This window comes from Rhizobium sp. BK619, from assembly GCF_014195245.1.
Taxonomy (GTDB): domain Bacteria; phylum Pseudomonadota; class Alphaproteobacteria; order Rhizobiales; family Rhizobiaceae; genus Rhizobium; species Rhizobium acidisoli.
Genome location: NZ_JACIBH010000003.1, coordinates 333,866 through 357,810, shown reverse-complemented (window position 1 = coordinate 357,810; position 23,945 = coordinate 333,866). Strand labels below are relative to the sequence as shown.

Annotated in this window: 25 protein-coding genes; 16 read left to right on the top strand and 9 right to left on the bottom strand. The window is 62.2% G+C overall.

Translation table 11 applies throughout. The annotated features are described in order from the left end of the window. The first annotated feature begins 34 nt into the window (after positions 1 to 34). From FHX14_RS07470 to FHX14_RS07425, 10 genes are all read left to right on the top strand, one after another. Positions 35 to 463: a Fur family transcriptional regulator gene (locus FHX14_RS07470; protein WP_003588990.1), complete on the top strand. Its 429-nt coding sequence runs from the start codon at positions 35 to 37 to the stop codon at positions 461 to 463. A gap of 27 nt (positions 464 to 490) precedes the next feature. Beyond that, positions 491 to 1,288 carry a 1-acyl-sn-glycerol-3-phosphate acyltransferase gene (locus FHX14_RS07465; protein WP_184376725.1) on the top strand — a complete coding sequence of 266 codons (798 nt, stop codon included), beginning with the start codon at positions 491 to 493 and terminating at the stop codon, positions 1,286 to 1,288. Positions 1,289 to 1,337: 49 nt separating this feature from the next. Beyond that, complete coding sequence (miaB, locus tag FHX14_RS07460; RefSeq protein WP_184376724.1) at positions 1,338 to 2,747, top strand: tRNA (N6-isopentenyl adenosine(37)-C2)-methylthiotransferase MiaB; 1,410 nt, start codon at positions 1,338 to 1,340, stop codon at positions 2,745 to 2,747. Between the two features lie 18 nt (positions 2,748 to 2,765). After that, the gene (locus FHX14_RS07455) at positions 2,766 to 3,818 is read left to right on the top strand and encodes a PhoH family protein (protein ID WP_003588996.1); all 1,053 of its coding nucleotides are present in this window, start codon (positions 2,766 to 2,768) and stop codon (positions 3,816 to 3,818) included. Continuing rightward, on the top strand, positions 3,818 to 4,333 hold the full coding sequence (ybeY, locus tag FHX14_RS07450) for an rRNA maturation RNase YbeY (RefSeq protein WP_003588998.1): 516 nt from the start codon (positions 3,818 to 3,820) through the stop codon (positions 4,331 to 4,333). Before FHX14_RS07455 ends, ybeY begins: the two co-directional genes overlap by 1 nt. Beyond that, a complete protein-coding gene (locus FHX14_RS07445) occupies positions 4,330 to 5,481 on the top strand; it encodes a hemolysin family protein (RefSeq protein ID WP_012556373.1) in 1,152 nt (383 codons plus the stop codon). The genes ybeY and FHX14_RS07445 overlap by 4 nt, the downstream gene beginning before the upstream one ends. A 68-nt stretch (positions 5,482 to 5,549) precedes the next feature. Next, positions 5,550 to 7,154 (top strand): apolipoprotein N-acyltransferase, encoded by a 1,605-nt coding sequence (lnt, locus tag FHX14_RS07440; RefSeq protein ID WP_184376723.1) that lies wholly within the window; start codon positions 5,550 to 5,552, stop codon positions 7,152 to 7,154. Between the two features lie 148 nt (positions 7,155 to 7,302). Beyond that, on the top strand, positions 7,303 to 7,722 hold the full coding sequence (locus FHX14_RS07435) for a helix-turn-helix domain-containing protein (protein WP_003589003.1): 420 nt from the start codon (positions 7,303 to 7,305) through the stop codon (positions 7,720 to 7,722). 178 nt (positions 7,723 to 7,900) lie between these two features. After that, a complete protein-coding gene (metK, locus tag FHX14_RS07430; RefSeq protein ID WP_003589005.1) occupies positions 7,901 to 9,139 on the top strand; it encodes a methionine adenosyltransferase in 1,239 nt (412 codons plus the stop codon). 8 nt (positions 9,140 to 9,147) lie between these two features. Continuing rightward, positions 9,148 to 9,849: a tRNA (guanosine(46)-N(7))-methyltransferase TrmB gene (locus FHX14_RS07425; protein WP_179612662.1), complete on the top strand. Its 702-nt coding sequence runs from the start codon at positions 9,148 to 9,150 to the stop codon at positions 9,847 to 9,849. Positions 9,850 to 10,230: 381 nt separating this feature from the next. Here the strand turns inward: FHX14_RS07425 and FHX14_RS07420 are convergent, their stop codons facing one another. Together FHX14_RS07420 and FHX14_RS07415 are read right to left on the bottom strand one after the other, a co-directional pair. Further along, positions 10,231 to 10,488 carry a DUF1150 family protein gene (locus FHX14_RS07420; RefSeq protein WP_003570822.1) on the bottom strand — a complete coding sequence of 86 codons (258 nt, stop codon included), beginning with the start codon at positions 10,486 to 10,488 and terminating at the stop codon, positions 10,231 to 10,233. Positions 10,489 to 10,535: 47 nt separating this feature from the next. After that, the gene (locus FHX14_RS07415; RefSeq protein WP_003589008.1) at positions 10,536 to 10,961 is read right to left on the bottom strand and encodes an Hsp20 family protein; all 426 of its coding nucleotides are present in this window, start codon (positions 10,959 to 10,961) and stop codon (positions 10,536 to 10,538) included. A 238-nt stretch (positions 10,962 to 11,199) separates the two neighbouring features. Here FHX14_RS07415 and FHX14_RS07410 point away from each other — a divergent pair, with 238 nt between their 5' ends. Continuing rightward, complete coding sequence (locus FHX14_RS07410; protein ID WP_184376722.1) at positions 11,200 to 12,144, top strand: nucleoside hydrolase; 945 nt, start codon at positions 11,200 to 11,202, stop codon at positions 12,142 to 12,144. A gap of 31 nt (positions 12,145 to 12,175) precedes the next feature. Here FHX14_RS07410 and grpE read toward each other — a convergent pair whose 3' ends face one another. Both grpE and hrcA read right to left on the bottom strand, forming a co-directional pair. After that, positions 12,176 to 12,808, bottom strand: coding sequence for a nucleotide exchange factor GrpE (gene grpE / locus FHX14_RS07405; protein ID WP_054182041.1), 633 nt, complete (start codon positions 12,806 to 12,808; stop codon positions 12,176 to 12,178). 109 nt (positions 12,809 to 12,917) lie between these two features. Further along, positions 12,918 to 14,006: a heat-inducible transcriptional repressor HrcA gene (gene hrcA / locus FHX14_RS07400; protein WP_003570826.1), complete on the bottom strand. Its 1,089-nt coding sequence runs from the start codon at positions 14,004 to 14,006 to the stop codon at positions 12,918 to 12,920. 127 nt (positions 14,007 to 14,133) lie between these two features. On the opposite strand from hrcA, the gene rph reads away from it, so the two are divergent. From rph to hemW, 4 genes are read left to right on the top strand one after another with little or no spacing between them, the layout of a single operon-like run. Beyond that, positions 14,134 to 14,853, top strand: coding sequence for a ribonuclease PH (rph, locus tag FHX14_RS07395; protein ID WP_003589014.1), 720 nt, complete (start codon positions 14,134 to 14,136; stop codon positions 14,851 to 14,853). Continuing rightward, on the top strand, positions 14,850 to 15,275 hold the full coding sequence (locus tag FHX14_RS07390) for a VOC family protein (RefSeq protein WP_184376721.1): 426 nt from the start codon (positions 14,850 to 14,852) through the stop codon (positions 15,273 to 15,275). The genes rph and FHX14_RS07390 overlap by 4 nt, the downstream gene beginning before the upstream one ends. Further along, positions 15,276 to 15,920 (top strand): RdgB/HAM1 family non-canonical purine NTP pyrophosphatase, encoded by a 645-nt coding sequence (gene rdgB / locus FHX14_RS07385; protein ID WP_184376720.1) that lies wholly within the window; start codon positions 15,276 to 15,278, stop codon positions 15,918 to 15,920. Between the two features lie 9 nt (positions 15,921 to 15,929). Continuing rightward, on the top strand, positions 15,930 to 17,132 hold the full coding sequence (gene hemW / locus FHX14_RS07380) for a radical SAM family heme chaperone HemW (RefSeq protein WP_184376719.1): 1,203 nt from the start codon (positions 15,930 to 15,932) through the stop codon (positions 17,130 to 17,132). Positions 17,133 to 17,194: 62 nt separating this feature from the next. On the opposite strand, the gene FHX14_RS07375 is transcribed toward hemW, so the two are convergent. The 5 genes from FHX14_RS07375 to mutM all read right to left on the bottom strand — a co-directional run bounded on the left by FHX14_RS07375 (position 17,195) and on the right by mutM (position 22,996). Beyond that, on the bottom strand, positions 17,195 to 18,277 hold the full coding sequence (locus FHX14_RS07375; protein WP_184376718.1) for a saccharopine dehydrogenase C-terminal domain-containing protein: 1,083 nt from the start codon (positions 18,275 to 18,277) through the stop codon (positions 17,195 to 17,197). A 163-nt stretch (positions 18,278 to 18,440) separates the two neighbouring features. Further along, the gene (gene dnaA / locus FHX14_RS07370; RefSeq protein ID WP_012556363.1) at positions 18,441 to 19,991 is read right to left on the bottom strand and encodes a chromosomal replication initiator protein DnaA; all 1,551 of its coding nucleotides are present in this window, start codon (positions 19,989 to 19,991) and stop codon (positions 18,441 to 18,443) included. 840 nt (positions 19,992 to 20,831) lie between these two features. Then, positions 20,832 to 21,110, bottom strand: coding sequence for a 30S ribosomal protein S20 (gene rpsT, locus FHX14_RS07365; protein ID WP_003570835.1), 279 nt, complete (start codon positions 21,108 to 21,110; stop codon positions 20,832 to 20,834). A 191-nt stretch (positions 21,111 to 21,301) separates the two neighbouring features. Then, positions 21,302 to 22,075 carry an enoyl-CoA hydratase gene (locus FHX14_RS07360; protein WP_184376717.1) on the bottom strand — a complete coding sequence of 258 codons (774 nt, stop codon included), beginning with the start codon at positions 22,073 to 22,075 and terminating at the stop codon, positions 21,302 to 21,304. Between the two features lie 15 nt (positions 22,076 to 22,090). After that, entirely contained in the window at positions 22,091 to 22,996 is a 906-nt protein-coding gene (gene mutM / locus FHX14_RS07355) for a bifunctional DNA-formamidopyrimidine glycosylase/DNA-(apurinic or apyrimidinic site) lyase (RefSeq protein WP_184376716.1), read from the bottom strand. Between the two features lie 149 nt (positions 22,997 to 23,145). On the opposite strand from mutM, the gene ubiE reads away from it, so the two are divergent. Next, complete coding sequence (ubiE, locus tag FHX14_RS07350; protein ID WP_184376715.1) at positions 23,146 to 23,922, top strand: bifunctional demethylmenaquinone methyltransferase/2-methoxy-6-polyprenyl-1,4-benzoquinol methylase UbiE; 777 nt, start codon at positions 23,146 to 23,148, stop codon at positions 23,920 to 23,922. The last annotated feature ends 23 nt before the right edge of the window (positions 23,923 to 23,945 follow it).

Genomic DNA, 23,945 nt, shown 5'->3' with positions numbered 1-23,945 from the left:
TTGTCGCAGGACGAATATCTTTTGAAGGCGGGCCATGCCTGATGTAGCCAAGACCCTTGAGGAGCTTTGCACCGAACGCGGCATGCGCATGACCGAGCAGCGCCGCGTGATCGCGCGCATCCTCGAAGATTCGGAAGACCATCCCGATGTCGAAGAGCTCTACCGCCGCTCGGTAAAGGTCGATGCGAAGATCTCGATCTCGACCGTCTACCGCACGGTAAAACTGTTCGAGGATGCCGGCATCATCGCCCGCCACGATTTCCGCGACGGGCGCTCGCGCTATGAAACGGTGCCGGAAGAGCATCACGACCACCTGATCGATCTGAAGACCGGCACGGTCATCGAATTCCGCTCGCCGGAGATCGAGGCGCTGCAGGAGCGCATCGCCCGCGAGCACGGCTTCAAGCTGGTCGACCACCGGCTGGAACTCTACGGCATTCCGCTGAAGAAGGAAGACCTCTGAAGCAATGGCCGCCGGGGAGACCAGCATTTGATCGCCTGGCTGCGCATTGCCTGTGCTGCGGTCGTCATCCTGATCGTCAGCATCGTGCTCGTGCCGCTGCAGCTGCTCGCCCTGCGTTTCGACTGGCGGCTTCGGCGCCGGCTGCCGCGCGTCTGGCACCGTATCATCTGCTGTTGTCTCGGCATCCGCGTCCGCGTCACCGGCCAGCTGGAAGCGCGCCGGCCGCTGATGCTCTGCTCCAATCATTCCTCCTGGATGGATATCATGGTGCTGTCGGCGGTTGCCGACGTCGCCTTCATCGCCAAGATCGAGGTGGCGGAATGGCCGATCTTCGGCACGCTCGCCAAGCTGCAGAAGAGCGTCTTCGTCGTGCGCGAGGAGAGGCGCAAGACCGGCCATCAGGCCAATGAGATCGCCGGGCGGATGGCCGATGGCGAGATTGTCGTGCTCTTCCCCGAGGGCACGACCTCGGACGGCAACCGGCTGCTGGAGGTCAAGTCCTCGCTATTCGGCGCTGCCGCGATGGCCGTGCCCGCTTCGCCCACAGGAACCGTCGTGGTGCAGCCGGTGGCGGTTGCCTATACAAGAGTCCACGGCATCGCCATGGGCCGCTATCACCGGCCGCTCGCCGCCTGGCCGGGGGATATCGAGCTGCTGCCGCATCTGATCGATATCGTGCGATGCGGCGCGATCGACGCCGAGGTTTCCTTCGGCGAGGCGGTGGAATACCGCGCCGACACCAATCGCAAGGAAGTGAGCGCGACCATCGCCTCGCGCATCCGCAATCTCTTAAATAGCCGCCTGCGTGGGCGGGAAATCTCCTGAAAGAAGATTTCGATTTTCTCAGGCGGCAAAAACCACTAAATAGCGCGCCATGACACAGGACAACGCCCTCCTTCAGGCCCCGGAGCCGATGCTCCGCGATGGTTCCAACAGCCGCAAGGTCTTCATCAAGACCTATGGCTGCCAGATGAACGTCTATGATTCCACGCGCATGAGCGATGCGCTCGCCCGCGACGGCTATGAACCGACTGAGGATATGGAAGAGGCGGACCTGGTTCTGCTCAACACCTGCCATATACGAGAGAAGGCGGCCGAGAAGGTCTATTCGGCGCTCGGACGGCTGCGCGACATGAAAAAGAAGAAGGCGGCGGACGGACGGGAGATGATGATCGGCGTTGCCGGCTGCGTCGCCCAGGCCGAAGGCGAGGAGATCCTGCGCCGGGCGCCCGCCGTCGACGTCGTCATCGGCCCGCAGACCTATCACCGCCTGCCGGAGGCGCTGCGCCGGGCCAAGGAGGGCCAGCGCGTCGTCGATACGGACTATGCGATCGAGGACAAGTTCGAGCATCTGCCGATTGCCGAGAGCCGGAAGATCCGCGCCCGCGGCGTCACCGCCTTCCTGACGGTGCAGGAGGGCTGCGACAAGTTCTGCACCTTCTGCGTGGTGCCCTATACGCGCGGCTCGGAAGTGTCGCGGCCGGTTGCCCAGATCGTCGAGGAAGCCGAAAAGCTCGTCGAGGGGGGCGTGCGCGAGATCACCCTGCTTGGACAGAACGTCAATGCCTGGCACGGCGCCGGGCCGCGCGGCGAGGCATGGAGCCTCGGCGACCTGCTCTACCGGCTTGCCGAGATCCCCGGCCTGGCGCGGCTGCGCTACACCACCAGCCATCCGCGCGACATGGACGACCGGCTGATCGACGCCCATCGCGATCTCCGGGCGCTGATGCCCTATCTGCACCTGCCGGTGCAATCGGGCTCCGACCGTATCCTCAAAGCCATGAACCGGCGCCATACGGCAGCCGAATATCTCAGCCTGATTGCGCGCATCCGCACGGTGCGGCCCGATATCGCGCTGTCGGGCGATTTCATTACCGGCTTTCCGGGGGAGACAGACGCCGATTTTGAGGATACACTCAGGCTTGTGGAGGAGGTCCGTTATGCACAGGCCTTTTCGTTCAAATACTCGACACGGCCGGGCACGCCCGGCGCGGAACTGAAGGACCAGGTGCCGGAACAGATCAAGGCAGAACGGCTGGAACGCCTGCAAGCGCTTCTCCTGAAGCAGCAGCAGGAATTTGCCGAATCCTGCATCGGCAAAGAGATCCACCTGTTGCTGGAAAAGCCCGGTCGCATGCCGGAACAGCTGATCGGCCGTTCTCCCTGGCTTCAATCCGTGAATGTTGATGCAAAAGCATCGCAAATCGGTGACATTATTAAAGTGCGAATCACCGGAACCGGAAACAACAGCCTGTTTGCCGAACGCGCAGAGGCTGCGGTTTAACCCAAGGAGCCCGACCGCTTGAACGGACAAGAATTGGTTTCTTCTTCACCGCGCCACCCCCGCACGCCGAGCGACTCCAATCACTTCGTCCTGACGTTCGAGAACAACCGCTTCGCCAGCGAGCTTTTCGGTCAATTCGACCAGAACCTCAAGCTGCTCGAGGAACGGCTCAACATCGATGCGCGGGCCCGCGGCAATTCGGTCGTCATCACAGGCGATGTCGTGACCACCAACCAGGCGCGGCGCACGCTCGACTATCTCTATGAAAAACTTCAGAAAGGCGGCAGCGTGGAACGATCCGACGTCGAGGGCGCAATCCGCATGGCGGTCGCCGCCGACGATCAGCTCAGCCTTCCCACCATGGAGCGCAAGGCCAAGCTGACGATGGCGCAGGTTTCCACCCGCAAGAAGACGATCATTGCCCGCACGCCGACGCAGGACGCCTATATCCGGGCGCTGGAACGGGCCGAGCTGGTCTTCGGCGTCGGCCCGGCCGGCACCGGCAAGACCTATCTCGCCGTCGCCCATGCCGCCCAACTGCTGGAGCGCGGCGCGGTCGAAAAGATCATCCTGTCGCGCCCGGCCGTCGAGGCGGGCGAGCGCTTGGGCTTTCTGCCCGGCGACATGAAGGAAAAGGTCGATCCCTATCTTCGCCCGCTCTATGACGCGCTCTACGACATGATCCCCGCCGACAAGGTCGACCGGGCGATCACCGCCGGCGTCATCGAAATCGCGCCGCTCGCCTTCATGCGCGGCCGCACGCTTGCCAACGCCGCCATCATCCTCGACGAAGCGCAGAACACGACATCGATGCAGATGAAGATGTTCCTGACGCGTCTCGGCGAGAATGCGCGGATGATCGTCACCGGCGACCCGAGCCAGATCGACCTGCCGCGCGGCGTCAAATCCGGCCTCGTCGAGGCGCTGCAGCTTCTGAACGGCGTCGAGGGCATCTCGATCGTGCGCTTCAAGGATACCGACGTCGTCCGCCATCCGCTGGTCGGGCGCATCGTCAGGGCCTATGATTCCACCTATGCCGCCGAAGCCGAAGCGGTCAGCCGGCAGGACTGATGGCAGAACTCGACATCCAGATCAGCGTCGACGACATCGGCTGGCCGGGCGAGGAGACGCTGCTGTCCTTTTGCGAACGCGTGCTCGGCGCAGCCGTGATCTATCTCCGCGACAGCGAGAAACAGCCCTTCCCGACGATGCCGCCCGAGGTCTCGCTTGTCTTCACCGACGACGCCTCGATCCAGGACATCAATGCCGAATGGCGCGGCAAGGACAAGGCGACCAACGTGCTCTCCTTTCCGGCCTTTCCGGTTCGGCCCGGCAAGATGCCCGGTCCGATGCTCGGCGACATCATCATCGCCCGGGAGACTGTGGAGCGGGAAACCATCGAGCTCGAAAAGAGTTTCGACGACCACCTGACCCATCTTCTGGTGCACGGTTTCTTGCATCTTCTCGGCTACGACCATATGAATAGTGACGAAGCCGAAATTATGGAGGGGCTGGAGACTCGCATTTTGGCGCAGCTCGGCCTATCTGATCCCTACGAGGGTCAAGACCTTAAAATGGAACCATGAGCGACTTTACGACGAAGCCGGCGGCAGACGCCAAGGACTCCGAGCCATCCTCCTCTTCGGACGAGGCGGGCAGTAGTAGTCGGCCATCCGGCCGATCTCAATCCTTCTGGTCGCGCGCCGCGCGCATCCTTCGCCCGCAGCAGGGCTCGCTGCGTGAGGATCTTGCCGACGCGCTGATGACCGATGCGGCCGGCAACGATGCTTTTTCGCCCGACGAACGGGCAATGCTGCACAATATCCTGCGCTTTCGCGAGGTGCGCGTCGCCGACGTGATGGTGCCGCGCGCCGATATCGAGGCGGTCGACCAGAACATCACCATCGGCGAACTGATGATCCTGTTCGAGGAATCCGGCCGCTCGCGCATGCCCGTCTATGCCGACACGCTCGACGATCCGCGCGGCATGGTGCATATCCGCGATCTGCTCTCCTATGTCGCCAAGCAGGCGCGCAACAAGCGCCGCGGCCCGACGAAACCGGCCGCGGCCCTGCCGGCGCTGCCGGCAATCGAGGTTGCGCCCGAAAATATCCAGAAGACCACGCGGCCGGCCAAGCCGAATTTGGATCTCGCCCGCGTCGACCTGCAGAAGACGCTGACGGAAGCCGGCATCATCCGCAAGATCCTGTTCGTGCCGCCGTCGATGCTGGCCTCCGACCTGTTGCGCCGCATGCAGGTGAACCGCACGCAGATGGCGCTTGTTATCGACGAATATGGCGGCACCGACGGGCTCGCTTCGCATGAGGACATCGTCGAAATGGTGGTCGGCGACATCGACGACGAACATGACGACGAAGAGGTGATGTTCAAGCGGGTCGCCGAAGACGTCTTCATCGCCGACGCCCGCGTCGAACTGGAAGAGATCGCCGCAGCGATCGGGCCGGATTTCGACATTAGCGAGCAGGTCGACGAGGTCGATACGCTGGGCGGCCTGATCTTCTCCGCGCTCGGCCGCATCCCGGTGCGTGGCGAGGTCGTGCAGGCGCTGCCGGGCTTCGAATTCCACATCCTCGACGCCGATCCGCGCCGCATCAAGCGGCTGCGCATCACCCGCAAGCGCCATGCGATCCGCCGCCGCGCCAAGGTGGATGGCGACGTCCCGCCCGGCTCCGATGCCGGCGACGACCGGCCGGCGGAATCGACCGCCAACTGACACGACAAAGAGCCGCTTTTTTGAAAGACTGCGAATGGGTTGATTCGCGGTTTTTGATGGGAGTGCGCATGGAGCGGCTTGCGGACAGGGTTATCCTCGTCTGGGGTTTCAAACGGTCGCTGCTGGCCATCGCCGCCGGAGCATTCGCCGTGCTGGCGCTGCCGCCCTTCGGCTTCTTCGCAGCAATGTTCGTCTCCTTCACACTGCTCGTCTGGCTGATCGACGGGGCCGCGGCTTCGCCTGATAGCGGCCTGGTCGGCAGGCTGTGGCCGGCATTTGCCACCGGCTGGCTGTTCGGCTTCGGCTATTTCGTCGCCGGTCTCTGGTGGCTCGGCCATGCGCTGCTGGTCGATCAGGAGGAATTCGCCTGGGCGCTGCCACTCGCCATTCTCGGGCTGCCGGCCTGTCTGGCGATTTTCTATGGGCTGGCGGCGGCCCTTGCCCGCATCTTCTGGTCCGACGGCATGGGACGGATCGCCGCACTGGCAGCCGGCTTCGGGCTGATGGAATGGCTTCGCAGCGTAATCCTGACAGGCTTTCCCTGGAACGCCATCGGCTACGGCATGATGCCGGTTCCGCTGATGATGCAGTCGGCGCATGTGATCGGGGCGATGGGGGTGACGACGCTTGCCGTCTTCGTCTTCTCTGCGCCGGCTCTTGCCGGCACCCGGCAAGGCGCACGGGCGGGTATCGCGCTTGCCGTCCTGCTGTTTGCCGCCCATCTCGGCTACGGCGCTTATGCCCTTTATGTGGCGCCGCGGGCCGAAGCCTTGCCGGAGGATAAGCGGCCGGTGGTGCGGCTGGTGCAGCCTGATATCGACCAGGCGGCGAAGATGGACAACGACGCCGACCGCAATGCGATCTTCGAGACGCATCTGAAGCTGTCTGCCGAAGCACCGAAAAATGGCGGACGCAAGCCCGATATCATCGTCTGGCCGGAAACCGCCATCCCCTTCATCCTGACCGACAACCAGGATGCGCTGACACGGATCGCCGATATGCTCGACGACAACCAGATCCTGATCGCCGGGGCCGTGCGCGCCGAGGAGATGGGACCCGGCACGCCGACGCGCTACTATAATTCCATCTATGTGATCGACGGCCGCGGTCAGATCATCGCCGCTTCCGACAAGGTGCATCTGGTGCCGTTCGGCGAATACCTTCCCTTCGAGGATCTACTCACCGAATTCGGCATCCAGAACGTCGTCGAAATGCCGGGCGGGTTTTCGGCGGCGGTGAGCCGACACCTGCTGGCGCTGCCCGGCGGGCTCAATCTCTATCCGCTGATCTGCTACGAGATCATTTTCCCCGATGAAATGACCGGCGACATCGAAGACGCCAATGCGATCCTCAATATCACCAATGATGCCTGGTTCGGTGCGACGCCCGGCCCCTATCAGCACTTCCAGCAGGCGCGGGTGCGGGCCGTCGAAACCGGACTGCCGCTGATTCGCGACGCCAACAGCGGTATTTCAGCAATTGTGAATGCACAGGGGGAAATTATTGCCGGCCTCGATCTCGAACAAACCGGCTTTATTGATGCAACTGTTGATAGGTTCGGCGTAGAAGCGGGGACGACATTCCCCCGGCAAACATACTTCTGGTTGACCGAGGCGCTGCTCATTTTGATTGCGCTGGTTTCTCGTAGAGGTTTTATTTCCGGGTTGAATTGACCAAAAACCCCTAAAATTGCATAGTGATGACAATCGGCGTTCCGGACGTATGTTCAAAGGTGGGTTCTCACCGCTTGCAACGTGGCGTTTGGGATGGATCAGGGGCATGCCGGTTAAACAGGTTGAAATTCTTAGCTAGGGCACGACCATGATTGAAAACAAAAAGAAGCCGAATCCGATCGACATCCACGTTGGCAGCCGTATTCGTCTTCGCCGAACAATGCTGGGCATGAGCCAGGAAAAACTCGGCGAAAGCCTCGGCATCACATTCCAGCAGATCCAGAAATACGAAAAGGGCACCAACCGCGTCGGCGCAAGCCGTCTGCAGAACATCTCGAACATCCTCAATGTTCCGGTTTCCTTTTTCTTCGAGGACGCACCCGGCGAACATGCAGGCGCCGGCGGCGGCATGGCCGAAGCCTCCAGCTCGAATTACGTCGTCGATTTCCTCTCCTCTTCCGAAGGCCTGCAGCTCAACCGCGCCTTCGTCAAGATTTCCGATCCGAAGGTTCGCCGCAAGGTCGTGGAGCTGGTGAAGGCTCTGGCAGCCGAGGCCGACTCCGACTGAGCCACACCAATCGCAGAATCCCAAAGGCGGTCGAAAGGCCGCCTTTTCTACGTTTTTGGGGCAAAATTTGTCACTTTGCCGCAGATATAAAGATATATTTATGTCCTTCTGCGCTTGTCATCGGGCCTCGAACTGAGTACCTACTAGGTAGCTTTTGTTCTTTGAGGGGAATCCCGGAATGCGCGCGAATTATCTCTTTACCAGCGAATCTGTTGCCGAAGGTCATCCAGATAAGGTCTGCGACCGCATCTCCGACGAGATCGTCGATCTGGTCTACCGCGAAGCGGCCAAAACAGGCGTCAATCCGTGGGGCGTGCGCATTGCCTGCGAAACGCTGGCGACCACCAACCGCGTCGTCATCGCCGGCGAAGTCCGCCTGCCCCCGAGCCTGATGAAGAAGGACAAGGACGGCAAGGACGTCATCAATCCGTCGAAGTTCAAGGCCGCCGCCCGCCGCGCCATCAAGGATATCGGTTACGAGCAGGACGGCTTCCACTGGAAGAAGGCCAAGATCGACGTGCTCCTGCACTCGCAGTCGGCCGACATTGCGCAGGGCGTCGACAGCGCCGCCGACCAGCAGGGCGACGAAGGCGCCGGCGACCAGGGCATCATGTTCGGTTACGCCTGCCGCGAAACGCCGGATCTGATGCCGGCGCCGATCTATTATTCCCACAAGATCCTGCAGCTGCTCGCGGTTGCCCGCAAGAAGGGTGACGGCGAAGTCGCCAAGCTCGGCCCCGACGCCAAGAGCCAGGTGACCGTGCGCTACGTCGACGGCAAGCCGTCCGAAGCGACGTCGATCGTGCTTTCGACCCAGCATCTCGACGAAAGCTGGGATTCGAAGAAGGTCCGCGCCGTCGTCGAGCCCTATATCCGCGAAGCGCTCGGCGAACTGAAGATCGCTGACGATTGCAAGTGGTACATCAACCCGACCGGCAAGTTCGTCATCGGCGGACCGGACGGCGATGCGGGCCTCACCGGCCGCAAGATCATCGTCGACACCTACGGCGGTGCCGCTCCGCATGGCGGCGGCGCATTCTCCGGCAAGGACACGACGAAGGTCGACCGTTCGGCTGCCTATGCCGCCCGCTATCTGGCGAAAAACGTCGTTGCCGCCGGCCTTGCCGACCGCTGCACGATCCAGATTTCCTACGCGATCGGCGTCGCCCAGCCGCTGTCGATCTATGTCGACCTGCACGGCACCGGCAAGTTCAGCGAAGATCAGGTCGAAGCAGCGATCCGCAAGAACATGGACCTGTCTCCGTCAGGCATCCGCCGCCATCTCGACCTCAACAAGCCGATCTATGCGAAGACCTCCGCTTATGGCCATTTCGGCCGCAAGGCCGGCCGCGACGGCTCGTTCTCCTGGGAGCGCACGGACCTCGTCAAGGCGCTCAAGGAAAGCGTGAAGGCCTGAGATAAAGCATGACGGATATGGAACGCCGCGGCCGGGCGACTGAAGCCTTCTTCGGTCGCCGCAAGGGCAAGGCCCTGCGCGAACACCAGGCCGAGACGCTGAACAGTCTGCTGCCGGCATTCCTTATCGATCTCTCAGCGGCTCCACCGGAGCCGCTGACATCCCTCTTCCCGACTCCGGTCGAAAAATTGCGGCTGGAAATCGGTTTCGGCGGCGGCGAACATCTGATCCACCGCGCCCTGGAGAGGCCTTCGACCGGCTTTGTCGGCGTCGAACCCTTCGTCAATTCCATGCAGAAGCTGCTGTCGCGCATCGGTGAGACCGGGGCGCGCAATATCCGCGTCTACAACGACGACGCGACGCAACTGCTCGACTGGCTGCCGGACGCTTCGCTCGATCAGATCGACCTGCTCTATCCCGATCCCTGGCCGAAGCGAAAGCACTGGAAACGGCGCTTCGTCTCGAAGACCAATCTCGACCGCTTTCACCGCGTGCTGAAGCCCGGCGCCCTGTTCTGCTTCGCCTCCGACATCGACACCTATGTGAACTGGACGCTGCTCAAATGCCGCGACCATGGCGGCTTCGACTGGATGGCCGACAATGCGGCGGATTGGCTGACACCCTACGAGGGCTGGCCGAGCACCCGCTACGAGGCCAAGGCCCGGCGCGAGGGCCGGTCTTCGGCCTATCTGACATTCAGGAAAATCTGAGGCTCAGCGAAGTCGGCGAACATGACGCAATGTTCGTCGGCGTGAGGCGACTAGCAGCGGTTGAAGGGCGATAGTGAGAGGCGTGCCGTGCGGCCCCCTCATCCGACCCTTCGGGCCACCTTCTCCCCGCTGGGGAGAAGAGGGAGATTGCCGCTTCGCCTATGACCCCATTGAAAATGGAGTGCTCGGAAGAGGCGGATTCGTTGGGCAGTCTCGGCGCGCCTTGCTCCCCTCTTCTCCTCAGCGGGGAGAAGGTGGCCCGCAGGGTCGGATGAGGGGGCCACACGGCACCAACGACGATCAGTTTATCTCGAAGCGGCATCGCTACAAATGCCTGATGCACCGCAATCGCGGCGCAACGCGACAAGCGCTGTCTGACGGTCAGTGCAGGCTGACCGTCTTCAGTTCGTCCTCGGCAGCCTTGAAGAAGGTGCTGGAGCGGTTGTCCGTCAAGAGGATCGGCGTGCCGTCGGCGCCGAAAAGTGCCCAGAGATCGACGTTCGGATCGATATCCGGCGCCTCGGGAAAGCACTTGGCGACCTCTTCGGTGCGCATCTTTCTGATATAGGCGACCTCGCCGCTGCCGATGTGGGCAAGCTCGGATTTGGTCAAGTGAGACGTGGCTTCTTTCATCAACATTCCTGTTCCTCCGGAAGAAGGGACCAACGGTTCGACAAACCGTTGTGCTACTGTGAGACCGAAATGTTAATTTTCTTGACCATGCGGGCGGGCTCCGGTCGAATTAGATCGACGGAGAGCAAACCGTTTTTCAGGCCGGCGCCGAGCACCTGCATGCCGTCGGCCAGAACGAAGGTGCGCTGGAACTGACGGGCGGCGATGCCGCGATAGAGATAGTCCCGTTCGCCGTGCTCCACCTGACGGCCGCGAATCAGAAGCTGGTTCTCCTCAATGGAAACATCGAGTTCCTCCTCGCCGAAACCGGCGACAGCCAGCGTAATGCGCAGACGTTCCGGCGCGCCGCTGTCGGCGCCGATGCGTTCGATATTGTAAGGCGGATATCCGTCGCTGGCCTTGGAAATGCGCTCCAGCGTCTTTTCCATGGCATCGAAGCCCAGAAGCAGCGGGCTGGCGAAAGGGGTAATGCGGCTCATCTCTTTTCAAGTCCTTGATGCAAGCGACCATCCCGGACCTTAAGGGCAGCATCCGGATGCCGCTAATATGGGGACCGCATCCCGGCGCTGCAAGACGCGGGTGACGTCTCGGCACCACCCCTCAATTTTAAGGTGGTGACGGCTCCTTGCTTGACAAAGCGGCGGCTGCCTCGCATCAAAACGTGCCGGCGCAGAATGTGCCGATTTGTGACGAGAAACGAAGAAAACGGTGCATCGGATGGCAAGCGCAAGAAAGATCATCATCGACACGGATCCCGGCCAGGACGACGCGGCCGCCATCCTGCTGGCCTTCGGCAGTCCCGACGAGCTGGAGCTGCTGGGGATCACCACGGTCGCCGGCAATGTGCCGCTTACGCTCACCAGCCGCAATGCGCGCATTGTCTGCGAACTCTGCGGCCGGACGGAGACGAAGGTCTTTGCCGGCGCCGACGCGCCGATCGCCCGCAAGCTGGTGACCGCCGAACATGTGCACGGCAAGACCGGCCTCGACGGTCCTGAGCTCAGCGAGCCGACGATGGCGCTGCAGACCGGCCATGCCGTCGACTTCATCATCGAGACGCTGCGGCGTGAGGAAGAAGGCACGGTGACGCTCTGCACGCTCGGGCCGCTGACCAATATCGGCATGGCCTTGCAGAAGGCGCCCGACATCGCTCCGCGCATCCGCGAATTGGTGATGATGGGCGGCGGCTTTTTCGAGGGCGGCAACATCACGCCGGCAGCCGAATTCAACATTTACGTCGATCCCGAGGCCGCCGATATCGTCTTCCGCTCAGGCGTTCCGATCGTGATGATGCCGCTTGACGTGACCCACCAGTTGCTGACCCGCAAGGATCGGGTGAAGCGCATGGCCGAGATCGGCACGGCGCCGGCAAAGGCGATGGTCGAGATGCTGGAATTCTTCGAACGCTTCGATATCGAGAAATACGGCTCCGACGGCGGGCCGCTGCATGACCCCACCGTGATCGCCTATCTGCTGAAGCCGGAGCTTTTCAAGGGCCGGGACTGCAATGTCGAGATCGAGATCCACTCCGAACTCACGGTCGGCATGACGGTCGTCGACTGGTGGCATGTCACCGAGCGCAAGCGCAACGCAAAAGTCATGCGCCACGTCGATGCGGACGGCTTCTTCGATCTGTTGATCGAACGCTTCGCCCGCATCTGATTTCGGCACCCTTCTCCGAAGGGAGAAGGTTTCAGGCGTCCTTCTCGTCGAAGACCGAATTGGTTTCAGCTTCGGCGGCCTTCGGGCCGCCCTTGGCGACGCCGACCATGGCCGGGCGCAGCACGCGCTCGCCGATGGAAAAGCCTGCCTGCACGACCTGGACGACCGTGTTGTTCGGCACATCCGGGTTCGGCACTTCGAACATCGCCTGATGGAAATTCGGGTCGAATTTCTGGCCGACCGGCTCCAGCTTGCGAACGCCGTGGCGCTCGAGCGCCGACAGCATGGCGCGCTCGGTCATCTCGACGCCCTCGATCAGCGTGGTCAGGCCGGCATCGGCCGCGTCCTTGACCTCTGCCGGGATGGCATCCAGCGCCCGGCGCAGATTGTCCGAGACGGCGAGCATGTCACGCGCGAAACCGGCGACGGAATAGGACTTGGCGTCCTTGACCTCGCGCTCGGTGCGGCGGCGCAGGTTGTCCATCTCGGCGGCAAGGCGCAGGTAGCGGTCGCGCAGTTCGCCGTTTTCGGCTTTCAGAAGCTCGAGTGCATCAGGCTGGGGGGCCTCTTCCTGCGCAATATCGTTCTCGACGTAGGCGGCAGCGTCGGCTGCGGCATCGGCCGCAGTTGCGTCAGGTCCGTTTTTCGTCGTGTCATCGGTCATGACGGTCTCCGGTTGGTGTCTTCAGATGCGCCCGATATCGAGGTTTGACCGAAAAAAATCAAGTCTGCGTGACAAAGAAGCGAAAATTCCGCGGTCTTCGTCAAACTGGTCAAAGCGGATTGCGCGAAAGCCGGGATACGAGCTGGGCGGTGTAGTCCACCATCGGCACGATGCGGGAATAATTGAGCCGCGTCGGGCCGATGACGCCGACTGCGCCGACGATGCGATCGTCGTCGTCCCGATAGGGCGCGACGATGAGCGACGAGCCGGACAACGAGAAGAGCTTGTTTTCCGATCCGATGAAGATGCGCACGCCCGAGCCGGTTTCGGCAAGATTGAGGATCTCGATCAGGCTGTCCTTCTTTTCGAGATCGTCGAACAGCAGCCGCAGCCGGTCGAGATCCTCGGCGCCGGCGAGACCTTCGAGCAGGTTGGCGCGGCCGCGGATGATCAGCTGCGCCGGCTTCCCCTCGTCCGGGCTGCCGGCCCAGACGGCGATGCCGCGCTCGACGAGATCACGCGACAGGGCATCGAGCTCGTGGCGGACGTTATCCTTCAGCTGGCTGAGTTGTTTGCGCAGCTCCGGCAGGGTCTGCCCGGACATATGGGCGTTGAGAAAATTCGCCGCCTCCGCCAGCTGCGAGGAGGTGACGCCCGCCGGCAGCTCGATGATGCGGTTTTCCACCTGATCGTGATCGCCGACGAGCACGGCCAGCGCCTTTGTCGGCTCCAGCCGGATGAACTCGACATGTTTGAGCACCGGATCGCTTTTCGAGGTGATGACCAGGCCGGCACCGCGCGAAATGCCGGACAGCATGCGGCTCGCCTCGTTCATCATCGATTCCACCGGATTGCCGCCGCTTTCGGCCCGCACCTGGCGGTCGATGCTGGCGCGGTCCTCGGCGGAGAGGTCGCCGACCTGCATGAAGGCATCGACGAAGAAACGCAGGCCGATCTGGGTCGGCAGCCGGCCGGCGCTGATATGCGGCGAATAGATGAGGCCGAGATCTTCGAGATCGCTCATGACGTTGCGCACCGAGGCCGGCGACAGCGACATCGGCAGCAGGCGGGACAGATTGCGCGAACCGAGCGGCTCGCCGCTCTCCAGATAGCCTTCGACGATGCGGCGAAAAATTTCCCTGGAGCGCTCGTCCAGCGCAGCAACGGCATCCGAAACCGATGTCGACCTGATGCCCATGAAGCTTACGAACCCGCGCTGATGATACTTCGCGAAAAGTAAGTCAAACTCGCAGCCGTGGCAAAAGGGAATTTGCAAATAGGCGCCGCCAATCGTAGAAGCGGTCAACAAACCCCAGGAGATAAGAATGCGGCCTTCAGGCAGAAAAATCGACCAGATGCGCAAGGTCTCGTTCGAGCGCAATTTTTCCAAGCATGCGGAAGGCTCGTGCCTGGTGAAATTCGGCGATACGCATGTGCTCTGCACGGCCAGCCTCGAAGAAAAGACGCCGCCATGGCTGCGCAATAGCGGCAAGGGCTGGGTCACGGCGGAGTACGGCATGCTGCCGCGGGCGACCGGCGAGCGCATGAAGCGCGAGGCCGCAGCCGGCAAGCAGGGCGGCCGCACCCAGGAAATCCAGCGGCTGATCGGCCGGTCGCTGCGCGCCGTCGTCGATCTGCAGGCGCTTGGCGAGCGGCAGATCACCCTTGATTGCGACGTCATCCAGGCCGATGGCGGCACCCGGACGGCCTCGATCACCGGTGGTTGGATCGCGCTTTACGACTGCCTGAAATGGATGGAAAGCCGCAACATGATCAAGGTCGACCGGGTCCTGAAGGATCATGTCGCCGCCATCTCCTGCGGCGTTTTCGCCAGCCAGCCGGTGATCGACCTCGATTACCTCGAGGATTCCTCGGCCGAGACCGACGCCAACTTCGTGATGACCGGTGCCGGCGGGATCGTCGAAATCCAGGGCACGGCCGAAGGCACACCGTTTAGCGAAGAGGAATTCACCTCGCTGATGGGTCTTGCCAAGAACGGCATCGGCGAACTCGTCGCCCTGCAGAAACAGGCGATTGCGGGATGAACCCCATGCTGGAAGGCATGTTGGAAACGGCGCTCTATGCGCGGGATCTCGACGAGGCCGAGGCGTTCTACGAGAGCGTTCTCGGACTTGAAAAAATCACCCGCGCCGCCAACCGGCATGTCTTCTTCCGTTGCGGCCCCGGGGTGCTGCTGATCTTCAATCCCGAGGAAACAGTCAAGCCGCCGGCGTCCGACGCTCTGCAGGTGCCGCCGCATGGCACGACCGGAGCGGGCCATGCCTGCTTCCGGGTTTCCGGCCGCAACATCGATGCGATGACTGAGCGGCTGAGAGCGGCGGGCGTGGCGATCGAATCCGAAGTGCATTGGCCGAACGGCGGCCGCTCGATCTATTTCCGCGATCCTGCCGGCAACAGCCTGGAATGCGCGGAGGCTAAAATCTGGGGCATCGAACAGGATATCTGAATGCGCAAGCTTGAAACGAAGACCATCGTCGTTGCCAGCCACAATGCCGGCAAGATCCGCGAGATCCAGGAATTGATCGGGCCGCTCGGCTTCACCGCCAAGTCGGCCGCCGAGCTGAATTTCGTCGAACCGGATGAAACCGGCACGAGCTTCGAGGAGAATGCGACGATCAAGGCGGTCGCTTCGGCCAATGCAGCCGGCATGCCGGCGCTGTCGGACGATTCCGGGCTGGTGGTCGACGCGCTCGATGGCGATCCCGGCGTCTACACCGCCAATTGGGCGGAGACACCCAACGGCACGCGCGATTTCGACATGGCGATGGCGAAGGTGGAAAAAGCGCTGCAGGATGCGGGCGCGACAACGCCCGAACAGCGCACCGCGCGTTTCGTCAGCGTGCTCTGCCTCGCCTGGCCGGACGGGCATACCGAACTCTTCCGCGGCGAAGTGGAGGGCAGCGTCGTCTGGCCGCCGCGCGGCGGCCAAGGCTTCGGCTACGATCCGGTCTTCCAGCCGGAAGGCTACGGCGTCACCTTCGGCGAGATGAGCGGCGAGGAAAAACACGGCTGGAGCGTCGGCAAGCCGCAGGCGCTGTCGCACCGGGCTCGCGCCTTCAAACTCTTTGTCGAAACCTGCCTGGAGGCATAAGGTCACCACGTGGACAATTTCGACACGCCAGGCCCCTCGCGCGATGCGGCGCTGCTGCCCGATACCGGCGAGCCCGGCTTCGGCGTCTATGTGCATTGGCCCTTCTGCGCGGCGAAGTGTCCCTATTGCGATTTCAACAGCCATGTGCGCCATCAGCCGGTCGATCAGGAACGCTTTGCATCAGCCTTCCTGAAGGAGATGGCGGCGGTCCGGGCATTGAGCGGGCCGAAGACAGTGACGAGCATCTTCCTCGGCGGCGGCACGCCGTCGCTGATGAAGCCGGAAACGGTCTCCGCCATTCTCGACGGCATTGCCCGGCACTGGCACGTGCCTGCCGGCATCGAGATCACCATGGAGGCCAATCCGTCAAGCGTCGAGGCCGATCGCTTCCGCGGCTACCGGGCGGCCGGCGTCAACCGCGTCTCGCTCGGCGTGCAGGCGCTTGATGATCGGGACCTGAAATTCCTCGGCCGGCTGCATGACGTCGCAGACGCGCTGAAGGCGATCCGGCTGGCGCGCGACATTTTTCCGCGCATGTCTTTCGACCTCATCTATGCCCGGCCAGACCAGACGGTCGAGCAATGGGAAAGGGAGCTGAAGCAAGCGATCTCCTATGCGGTCGATCATCTTTCGCTCTATCAACTCACCATCGAGGAAGGCACGCCGTTTTACGGCCTGCACAAAGCAGGCAAGCTGATCGTGCCGGATGGCGAGCAATCGGCCGTGCTCTACGAGGCGACGCAGGAGATCACCGCGCGCGAGGGCATGCCGGCCTATGAGGTTTCCAACCACGCCCGGCCGGGTGCTGAAAGCCGGCATAACCTGACCTATTGGCGATACGGCGATTATGCCGGCATCGGCCCCGGCGCGCACGGCCGGCTGACGCGCGGCCCGGAGAAGATCGCGACGGCGACCGAGCGCAAGCCGGAAGCCTGGCTCGACATGGTCGAGCGCGACGGCCACGGCATTCTCGACGAGGAGCGGCTCGGCTACGAGGAACAGTCCGACGAATTGCTGCTGATGGGGCTGCGGCTCCGGGAAGGCGTCGATCTTGCCCGCTGGCAGCAGCTTTCCGGCCGCGAGCTCGACCCGAAACGCGAAGAATTCCTGCTCGAACACAAATTCATCGAGCGGATCGGCAATTCACGCCTGCGCTGCACGCCCTCAGGCATGCTGATCCTCGATTCCGTCGTCGCCGATCTCGCCTGCTGACGGCCACGCAATGCATTGGTTCCAGCGCGGCCGACATCGCGGGCCGCGCTGAAAACGTAATCTCAGCTGTGGCTGGTGGCACCGGCCTTGAACAGGCTGCCGGTCGGCGTCTTTAAAAACATCTCCAGCGGAATATGCTCCTGGTGCAGGAAGCCGGTGGCTGGCAGCAGACCGTCGCGGACCATCTCGATGACGGCGACGACAGAGGCCGATGTCGTCCAGGCGATTGCCGTGCGGCGTGCACCGGCAATCTCGATCGGGTAATAGGCGCGCACGAACTCCTTGCGGCGCAGGCTGCCGTTCTCCGTGCCCTCGGCGGCGACATGGACATAGACGACATCGTCTTCAACCGGCGGCTTGGCATTGGTCAGGATCTCGCCGGCAAGCTTGCGCTTGTCGCGCATCAGGAGCTCGTGGAAGAAGAAGTTCATCAGCTCCATATGGCCGGGATAACGCATGGTCTTGTAGTCGAGATTATCGATCTTGCCGAGCATGGTGTCGCACATGGTGCCAAGCCCGCCCGAGGTGGTGAAGGCTTCGAGCTTGACGCCGCCGACATAGACGGTCTCGTGCCATTCCATCGGCGAGACCAGCTTGCGCACCCCACCCTCGATGACCTCGCAATCGTTCAGATATTCATTGACGACCCCTTCGGGCGACCAGTTGAAGGCGTAACCCAGCAGTCCCGTCGGATGCTGCGGCAGGGCGCCGACGCGCATGCGGATCGAACGGCAGCGATCGAAGCCGTCGGCAAGGCTGGCGCCGACAATGCCGACGAAACCGGGCGCCAGGCCGCATTGCGGCGCCATCAGCCCGCGGGCGGTCTTCGACAATTCGATGATGAAATTGGTGGTGGGAACGTCTTCGGTCAGGTCGAAATAATGAATGCCGGCGAGATGGGCCGCGCGCGCCAATTCGATGTTCAGATGATAAGGCAGGCAGGAGAGCACCGCCTCGACATTCGACAGCAGCTCGCCAACCACCTGCGGGTCGGAGATATCGCCGGCGCGGCACTTGAAGGGAACGTCGCTCAGCGGCAGCTGCGCATCGACGCCGATGACCTCGAAACCGCCTTCATGCAACAGCGTCGCCGCCAGCCGTCCGACCTTGCCCAGGCCGAGAACGGCGATCTTTCTAAAACTCATTTATAATCCTCCCATGCGCCCTATCGGCGCTTCAGTCTTTGCCCGGCACACGCCGCTCCAAATCGGGCATGCACGGAATGGCCGGAGGTATAGAATAAAAAGCTCATAAAGCAAAACGGCTGGAATCGCTTCCAGCCGTCAAAGTTTTCCGAAAATCGGGTCGTTATTCGTTGATCAGCCGCTTCAGCAGCTCGACTTCGTGCGACAGCTTGGTATCTCCGGAAATCAGCTCTTCGATCTTGCGCACGGCGTGCAGCACGGTCGTGTGATCGCGCCCGCCGAAACGGCGGCCGATCTCGGGGAAGGAGCGCGGCGTCAGCGTCTTCGACAGATACATGGCGATCTGGCGCGGCTTGACGATGACGCGGGTGCGGCGGTTCGAGACCAGTTCCTGGCGCGAGACGTTGTAGTGCCTGGCGACGATGCGCTGGATATCCTCGATGCGGACGCGGCGGGGTTCGCCGGAGCCGACGAGATGGGCGAGCAGTTCGTCGACGCGCTCGATCGACAGGTTCGGCTCGAAGGAGCGGCGGAAGACCAGCTGGTTGAAAGCCCCTTCCAGCTCGCGGCCGCTGGCCGTGACGTTGCGGGCGACGTGCTGGAGCAGTTCGGCTGGAATGTCGAGCGACGGATCTTCAAGCCGGGCCGCAGCAAGGCGACGCCTGAGAATCTCGAGGCGCATCTCATAATCCGGCGCGTCGAATTCGATTGCGACACCGCCCTGCAGGCGCGAGCGCACACGCGGGTCGAGCGATTCCAGCTCCCAGGGGGCGCGGTCGGCGGCGACGACGACCTGCTTGGCGCTGTCGAGCAGCATATTGAGGAGATGGCAGAACTCGTGCTGGATCATCTTGCCCTGCAGGAACTGCATGTCGTCGATGATCAAGAGATCGATGTTGCGCAGCGAATCCTTCAACGTCAGCGCATCATTGTCGCGGATCGCGGTGGCGAAGCGCCACATGAAATATTCGGCCGTCAGATAGACGACGCGCAGCGCCCGCGGGTTCTGCACCGCCGCATTGGCGATTGCCTGCAGCAGGTGGGTCTTGCCGAGGCCGACCGTCGAATGGATGAACAGCGGATTGAAGCGCACAGCGCCGGAACCGGCTTCGGCGATCGTCTTGGCGGCCGCAAGTGCGACGCGGTTCGAGCTGCCTTCGACGAAGGTGTCGAAAGTGAAACGGCTGTCGAGCGGCGAACCGAAGAGCGGCGAGCCAAAGCTTGCGGGCCTTGCCGCAGCAACTGAAGAAACCGCCTGCTGGACGGCCTGGCCGGCCGGCTGGGCGCTTGCAGGGCGGCGAGCCTGTGGGGCAACGACCGGCTCGGGCTGGACCGCCTCATCGAGCGCCTTCGTGCCGCTGCGCGTCGCTGTGCGCACCAGGACTTCGATCTTCATAATTTCCGGATCTTCGGCCTGGAACAGACCGGTGATGAGATCGAGATAACGATTGTTGATCCACGACTTCAGGAAGGTGGTGGGAACCGACAGGCGAACCACGCTCTTCGATACCGAATGCAGCTTCAGCCGGGCGAACCAGCTGGCATAGACGTCAGGGCCGACCTGGGCCTTCAAGCGCGCGCTGACGCGCTCAAACAGGATGCTGTGCTTCATTTCCGCCTTTGTGTCTCCCCCTTCGAGGCGAATGGAGCCAAACGCCTGCGGTGCCACATCCCCATTGTCGGGCCCGCCCGCCGTCATCGTATTCATCTGCATAATGCCGCCTTTCAATTCCACCGGGCGGCTTCCGCTAAAATAGCCGCCCGATCATTCCCCGCTTTGGCGAGCTGACGGCATCCTCATGAAGCCGCTTGCCTGCCGGTTCACTCAAACATGGCGCAGAACACCGTTGCAGGGACCGCGTTCATGCGGCAACCTTCACCGGCTTCCGTGCCAGGCTGGCGGTCGATCCTCGTTTTCGACCGATCAGCCCGTACGCAATATCACTTTAACCTTCTCCGGCGACCTCGCCTTAAACGTGTGGCCACTGAAGGCACAAAACATCCCTGCCCGTAACAGCCACGTTACGGCCCAAATCCGTCGAGTGCTTGAAAAAACGGAAGCGCAAGGCTCCGTAACAAATGGCACAAACTTATCGCCCTGCCGACGTGGCAGTTAAGACCGAGCCTCTGCAGGTGATGTCCGCGCCCTCTGTTGGAAGCCATTTAGGCAGGATCAAAAGGCAATATCAACGATGAATTTTACGCAAAATTAAGAAGCGGGCATTGACTCCGCCTGCCCTTTTCGGGCGTCACACCACCGTCAAAAAAGAATCGCTTTTGAATCAAGGAGATTCCCCGTTCGGGCTATTTTGACACGCATGGAAAGAAAAAAAATAAAAATCTTCTTGACTCCCCCCTGGTCCCGGAAGGTCGGGGCAGAGTCGCGTGGCGTGAAAGCATCCTTGCGCAAGCCTTTGTTTTTAAACAATTTTTCCTGTCATGGCGCTGACACGAAACAGTCGCAGGATTAACCATAGAGGGGCTGATCGGCAGAATCGAAAAAGCCCGGTAAAATTACCGGGCTAATCATAATGAGGAAGACCTTAACGGAAGATTACGCGGTCGCGGTGACCGAAAGAGCCTTCACACGAGCGGCCAGGCGCGAGACCTTGCGCGATGCCGTGTTGGCATGCAGCACGCCCTTGCTGGCGGCGCGGGCAAGCTCGGGCTGAGCCGCCAGGAAAGCTTCCTTCGCCTTGGCGGCATCACCGGATGCGATGGCCTCTTCGACCTGGCGAACGAAAGTACGAACGCGCGAGCGACGAGCCTTATTGACGTCGGTACGGCGGGCGATCTTGCGGGTCGCTTTTTTCGCCGAAGTTGTATTGGCCATGGATGCCTCTCTCAAGAATTCGAACAAACTCCGCCATTACCGCGGGCCCTGCGGCCACAAAATCCAGCAATGCGGGAGCAATCGCGGAAAACCAAACCGGCTTTCCGAACCGTGGGCGGGCATATAACTCTAAAGCCGGCCCACGTCAACGCGGATTTTCAAGCTTTGCGGCCGGAACCGCCTAAAAGCGTTCAACGGTGCTTAAAAGCCGGTTTGCGCTTCTCGACGAAGGCCGCCATGCCTTCCTTCTGGTCGTCGGTGGCAAACAGACTGTGAAACAGCCGGCGTTCGAAGCGGAGCCCCTCCTCCAGCGTCGTCTCGAAGGCGCGACTGACCGCCTCCTTGGCCATCATCACCGAGGGCTGCGAAAGCGAGGCAATCTTTTCCGCCGCGGCAAGAGCCTCCTCGAGCAGACGCTCGGGCGCCACCACACGCGATACGAGTCCCGAGCGTTCGGCTTCCGCCGCATCCATCATTCGGCCGGTCAGGATGAGATCCATCGCTTTCGCCTTGCCGACGGCGCGCGTCAGCCGCTGCGAGCCGCCCATGCCGGGAATGACGCCGAGGGTGATTTCCGGCTGGCCGAACTTCGCCGTCTCCGAGGCGATGATGAAATCGCACATCATCGCAAGCTCGCAGCCGCCGCCGAGCGCAAAGCCGCTGACGGCGGCGATCACCGGCTTGCGGGCCTTGGCGACCTCGTCCCAGCCGCTGATGAAATCGCTCTTATAGATATCGGCGAACTGAAGCGGCTGCATCTCCTTGATATCGGCGCCGGCGGCAAAGGCCCGCTCCGAACCGGTGATGACGATCGCGCCGACCGTCTCGTCGGCGTGGAAGGCGGCATAGGCCTCCTTCAACTCCTTCAGCACGGTGGAATTCAGCGCGTTCAGCGCCTGCGGTCGGTTCAGCGTGACGAGGCCGACATTACCTCGGGTTTCGACGATCAGGGTCTCATAGGCCATGCTGTTCTCCCGTTCTTACTTCTGGCAGGTGGCGCAATAGAAGGTGGAGCGGCCCGCCTGGACGATGCGGGCGACCGTACCGCCGCAGCCGGGCGTGCGGCAAGCCTGACCTTCGCGATCATATACGGAGAAGGAATGCTGGAAATAGCCGAGCGATCCGTCGGTCTGGATATGGTCGCGCAGCGACGATCCGCCGGCGGCGATCGCATCGGCAATGACATCGCGGATCGAGGCGACGAGCAGGTTAAGCTGCTCTTTCGGCCGGCCGCCCGCGGTCACCAGCGTGCCGGCGGCGCGGATCGGCGAAAGATGGGCGCGCCACAGCGCCTCGCAGACATATATATTGCCGAGACCGGCAATGTTCTTCTGGTCGAGCAGCGCACTCTTCAACGGCTGCGCCTTATCGCGGAAGCGATCGGCGAGATAGGCGGCGCCGAGTTCGTTTCCCGTCGGCTCCGGGCCGAGATCGCGGAAGAAGGGATGGGCGGCAAGATCGGCGCGCCCCACCATATCCATGAAGCCGAAACGGCGCGGATCGTTATAAACGACGCGGCGCGGACCGGCTGGACTTTCGAGATGAAAGACGACGTGATCGTGCTTCTCGTCCTTCGAGCGGGCATGGTAGAACTCGCCGGGTGTGGCCGCTGCAGCGCCCTCCTCGATGCGACCCTCCTCGATGCGAAAAGAGCCGGACATGCCGAGATGGGAAATCAGCGTGTTGCCGTCGTCGAGATCGACCAGCAGATATTTGGCGCGGCGGCCAAGCCCGATGATGGTGCGGCCGGAAACCCTGTCGGCGAAAGCGTCGGGAAAGGGAAAGCGCAGATCGCCGCGGCGCAGCTCAAGCTTAGCGACACGAGCCCCCTCCATCGCCGGCGCCAGGCCGCGTTTTACCGTTTCGACTTCTGGCAATTCCGGCATCTTAACCCATCTGTATCTAACGTGTTTCAACCGAGGACGATGTGCGCTATAGCGCCAGTGGTCCGCGGAGAGCGCGGCCCAGTGATAACGTCGTGCGCGGTCTTTCGCTATGGCCTGCGCGGCTGAATATCGAGGAACGGAGCAGTCTGATGCCTGAAAGCCGCACTTCCGCCGATGGCGGCATGGAGACCTCCTACGGCTTCCGCGAGGTGCCGGGCGGCGAAAAGCAGGACCTGGTCAACCAGGTGTTCCACAAGGTCGCCAAGCGCTACGACATCATGAACGACGTCATGTCGATGGGCATGCACCGCGCCTGGAAAGACGCGATGATTTCGGCGCTGAACCCGCGCAAGGAGCCGGGCTACAGGGTGCTCGACGTTGCCGGCGGCACGGGCGACATCGCCTTCCGCATCGTCGAGGCCTCGGGCCGGCAGGCGCATGCGACCGTGCTCGACATCAACGGCTCGATGCTCGGCGTCGGCGCCGAGCGGGCGGAAAAGAAGAAGCTTTCCGGCAATCTCACCTTCGTCGAGGCGAATGCCGAGGAACTGCCTTTCGAGCCGGCGAGCTTCGACGCCTATACGATCGCCTTCGGCATCCGCAACGTGCCGCGGATCGATGCCGCACTGGCGGAGGCCTATCGCGTGCTGAAGCGCGGCGGCAGGCTGCTGGTGCTGGAATTTTCCGAGGTCGACATGCCGCTGCTCGACAAGATCTATGACGCCTGGTCGTTCAATGCCATTCCGCAGTTCGGCAAGGCGATCACCGGCGATGCCGAACCCTACCAGTATCTGGTGGAATCGATCCGCAAATTCCCCAACCAGGAGAATTTCGCGGCGATGATCCGCCAGGCCGGCTTTTCGCGCGTCAGCTACACCAATTATACCGGCGGCATCGCCGCGCTGCATTCCGGCTGGAAGCTCTGAGGGCATGAGGGAAGAAAACACCA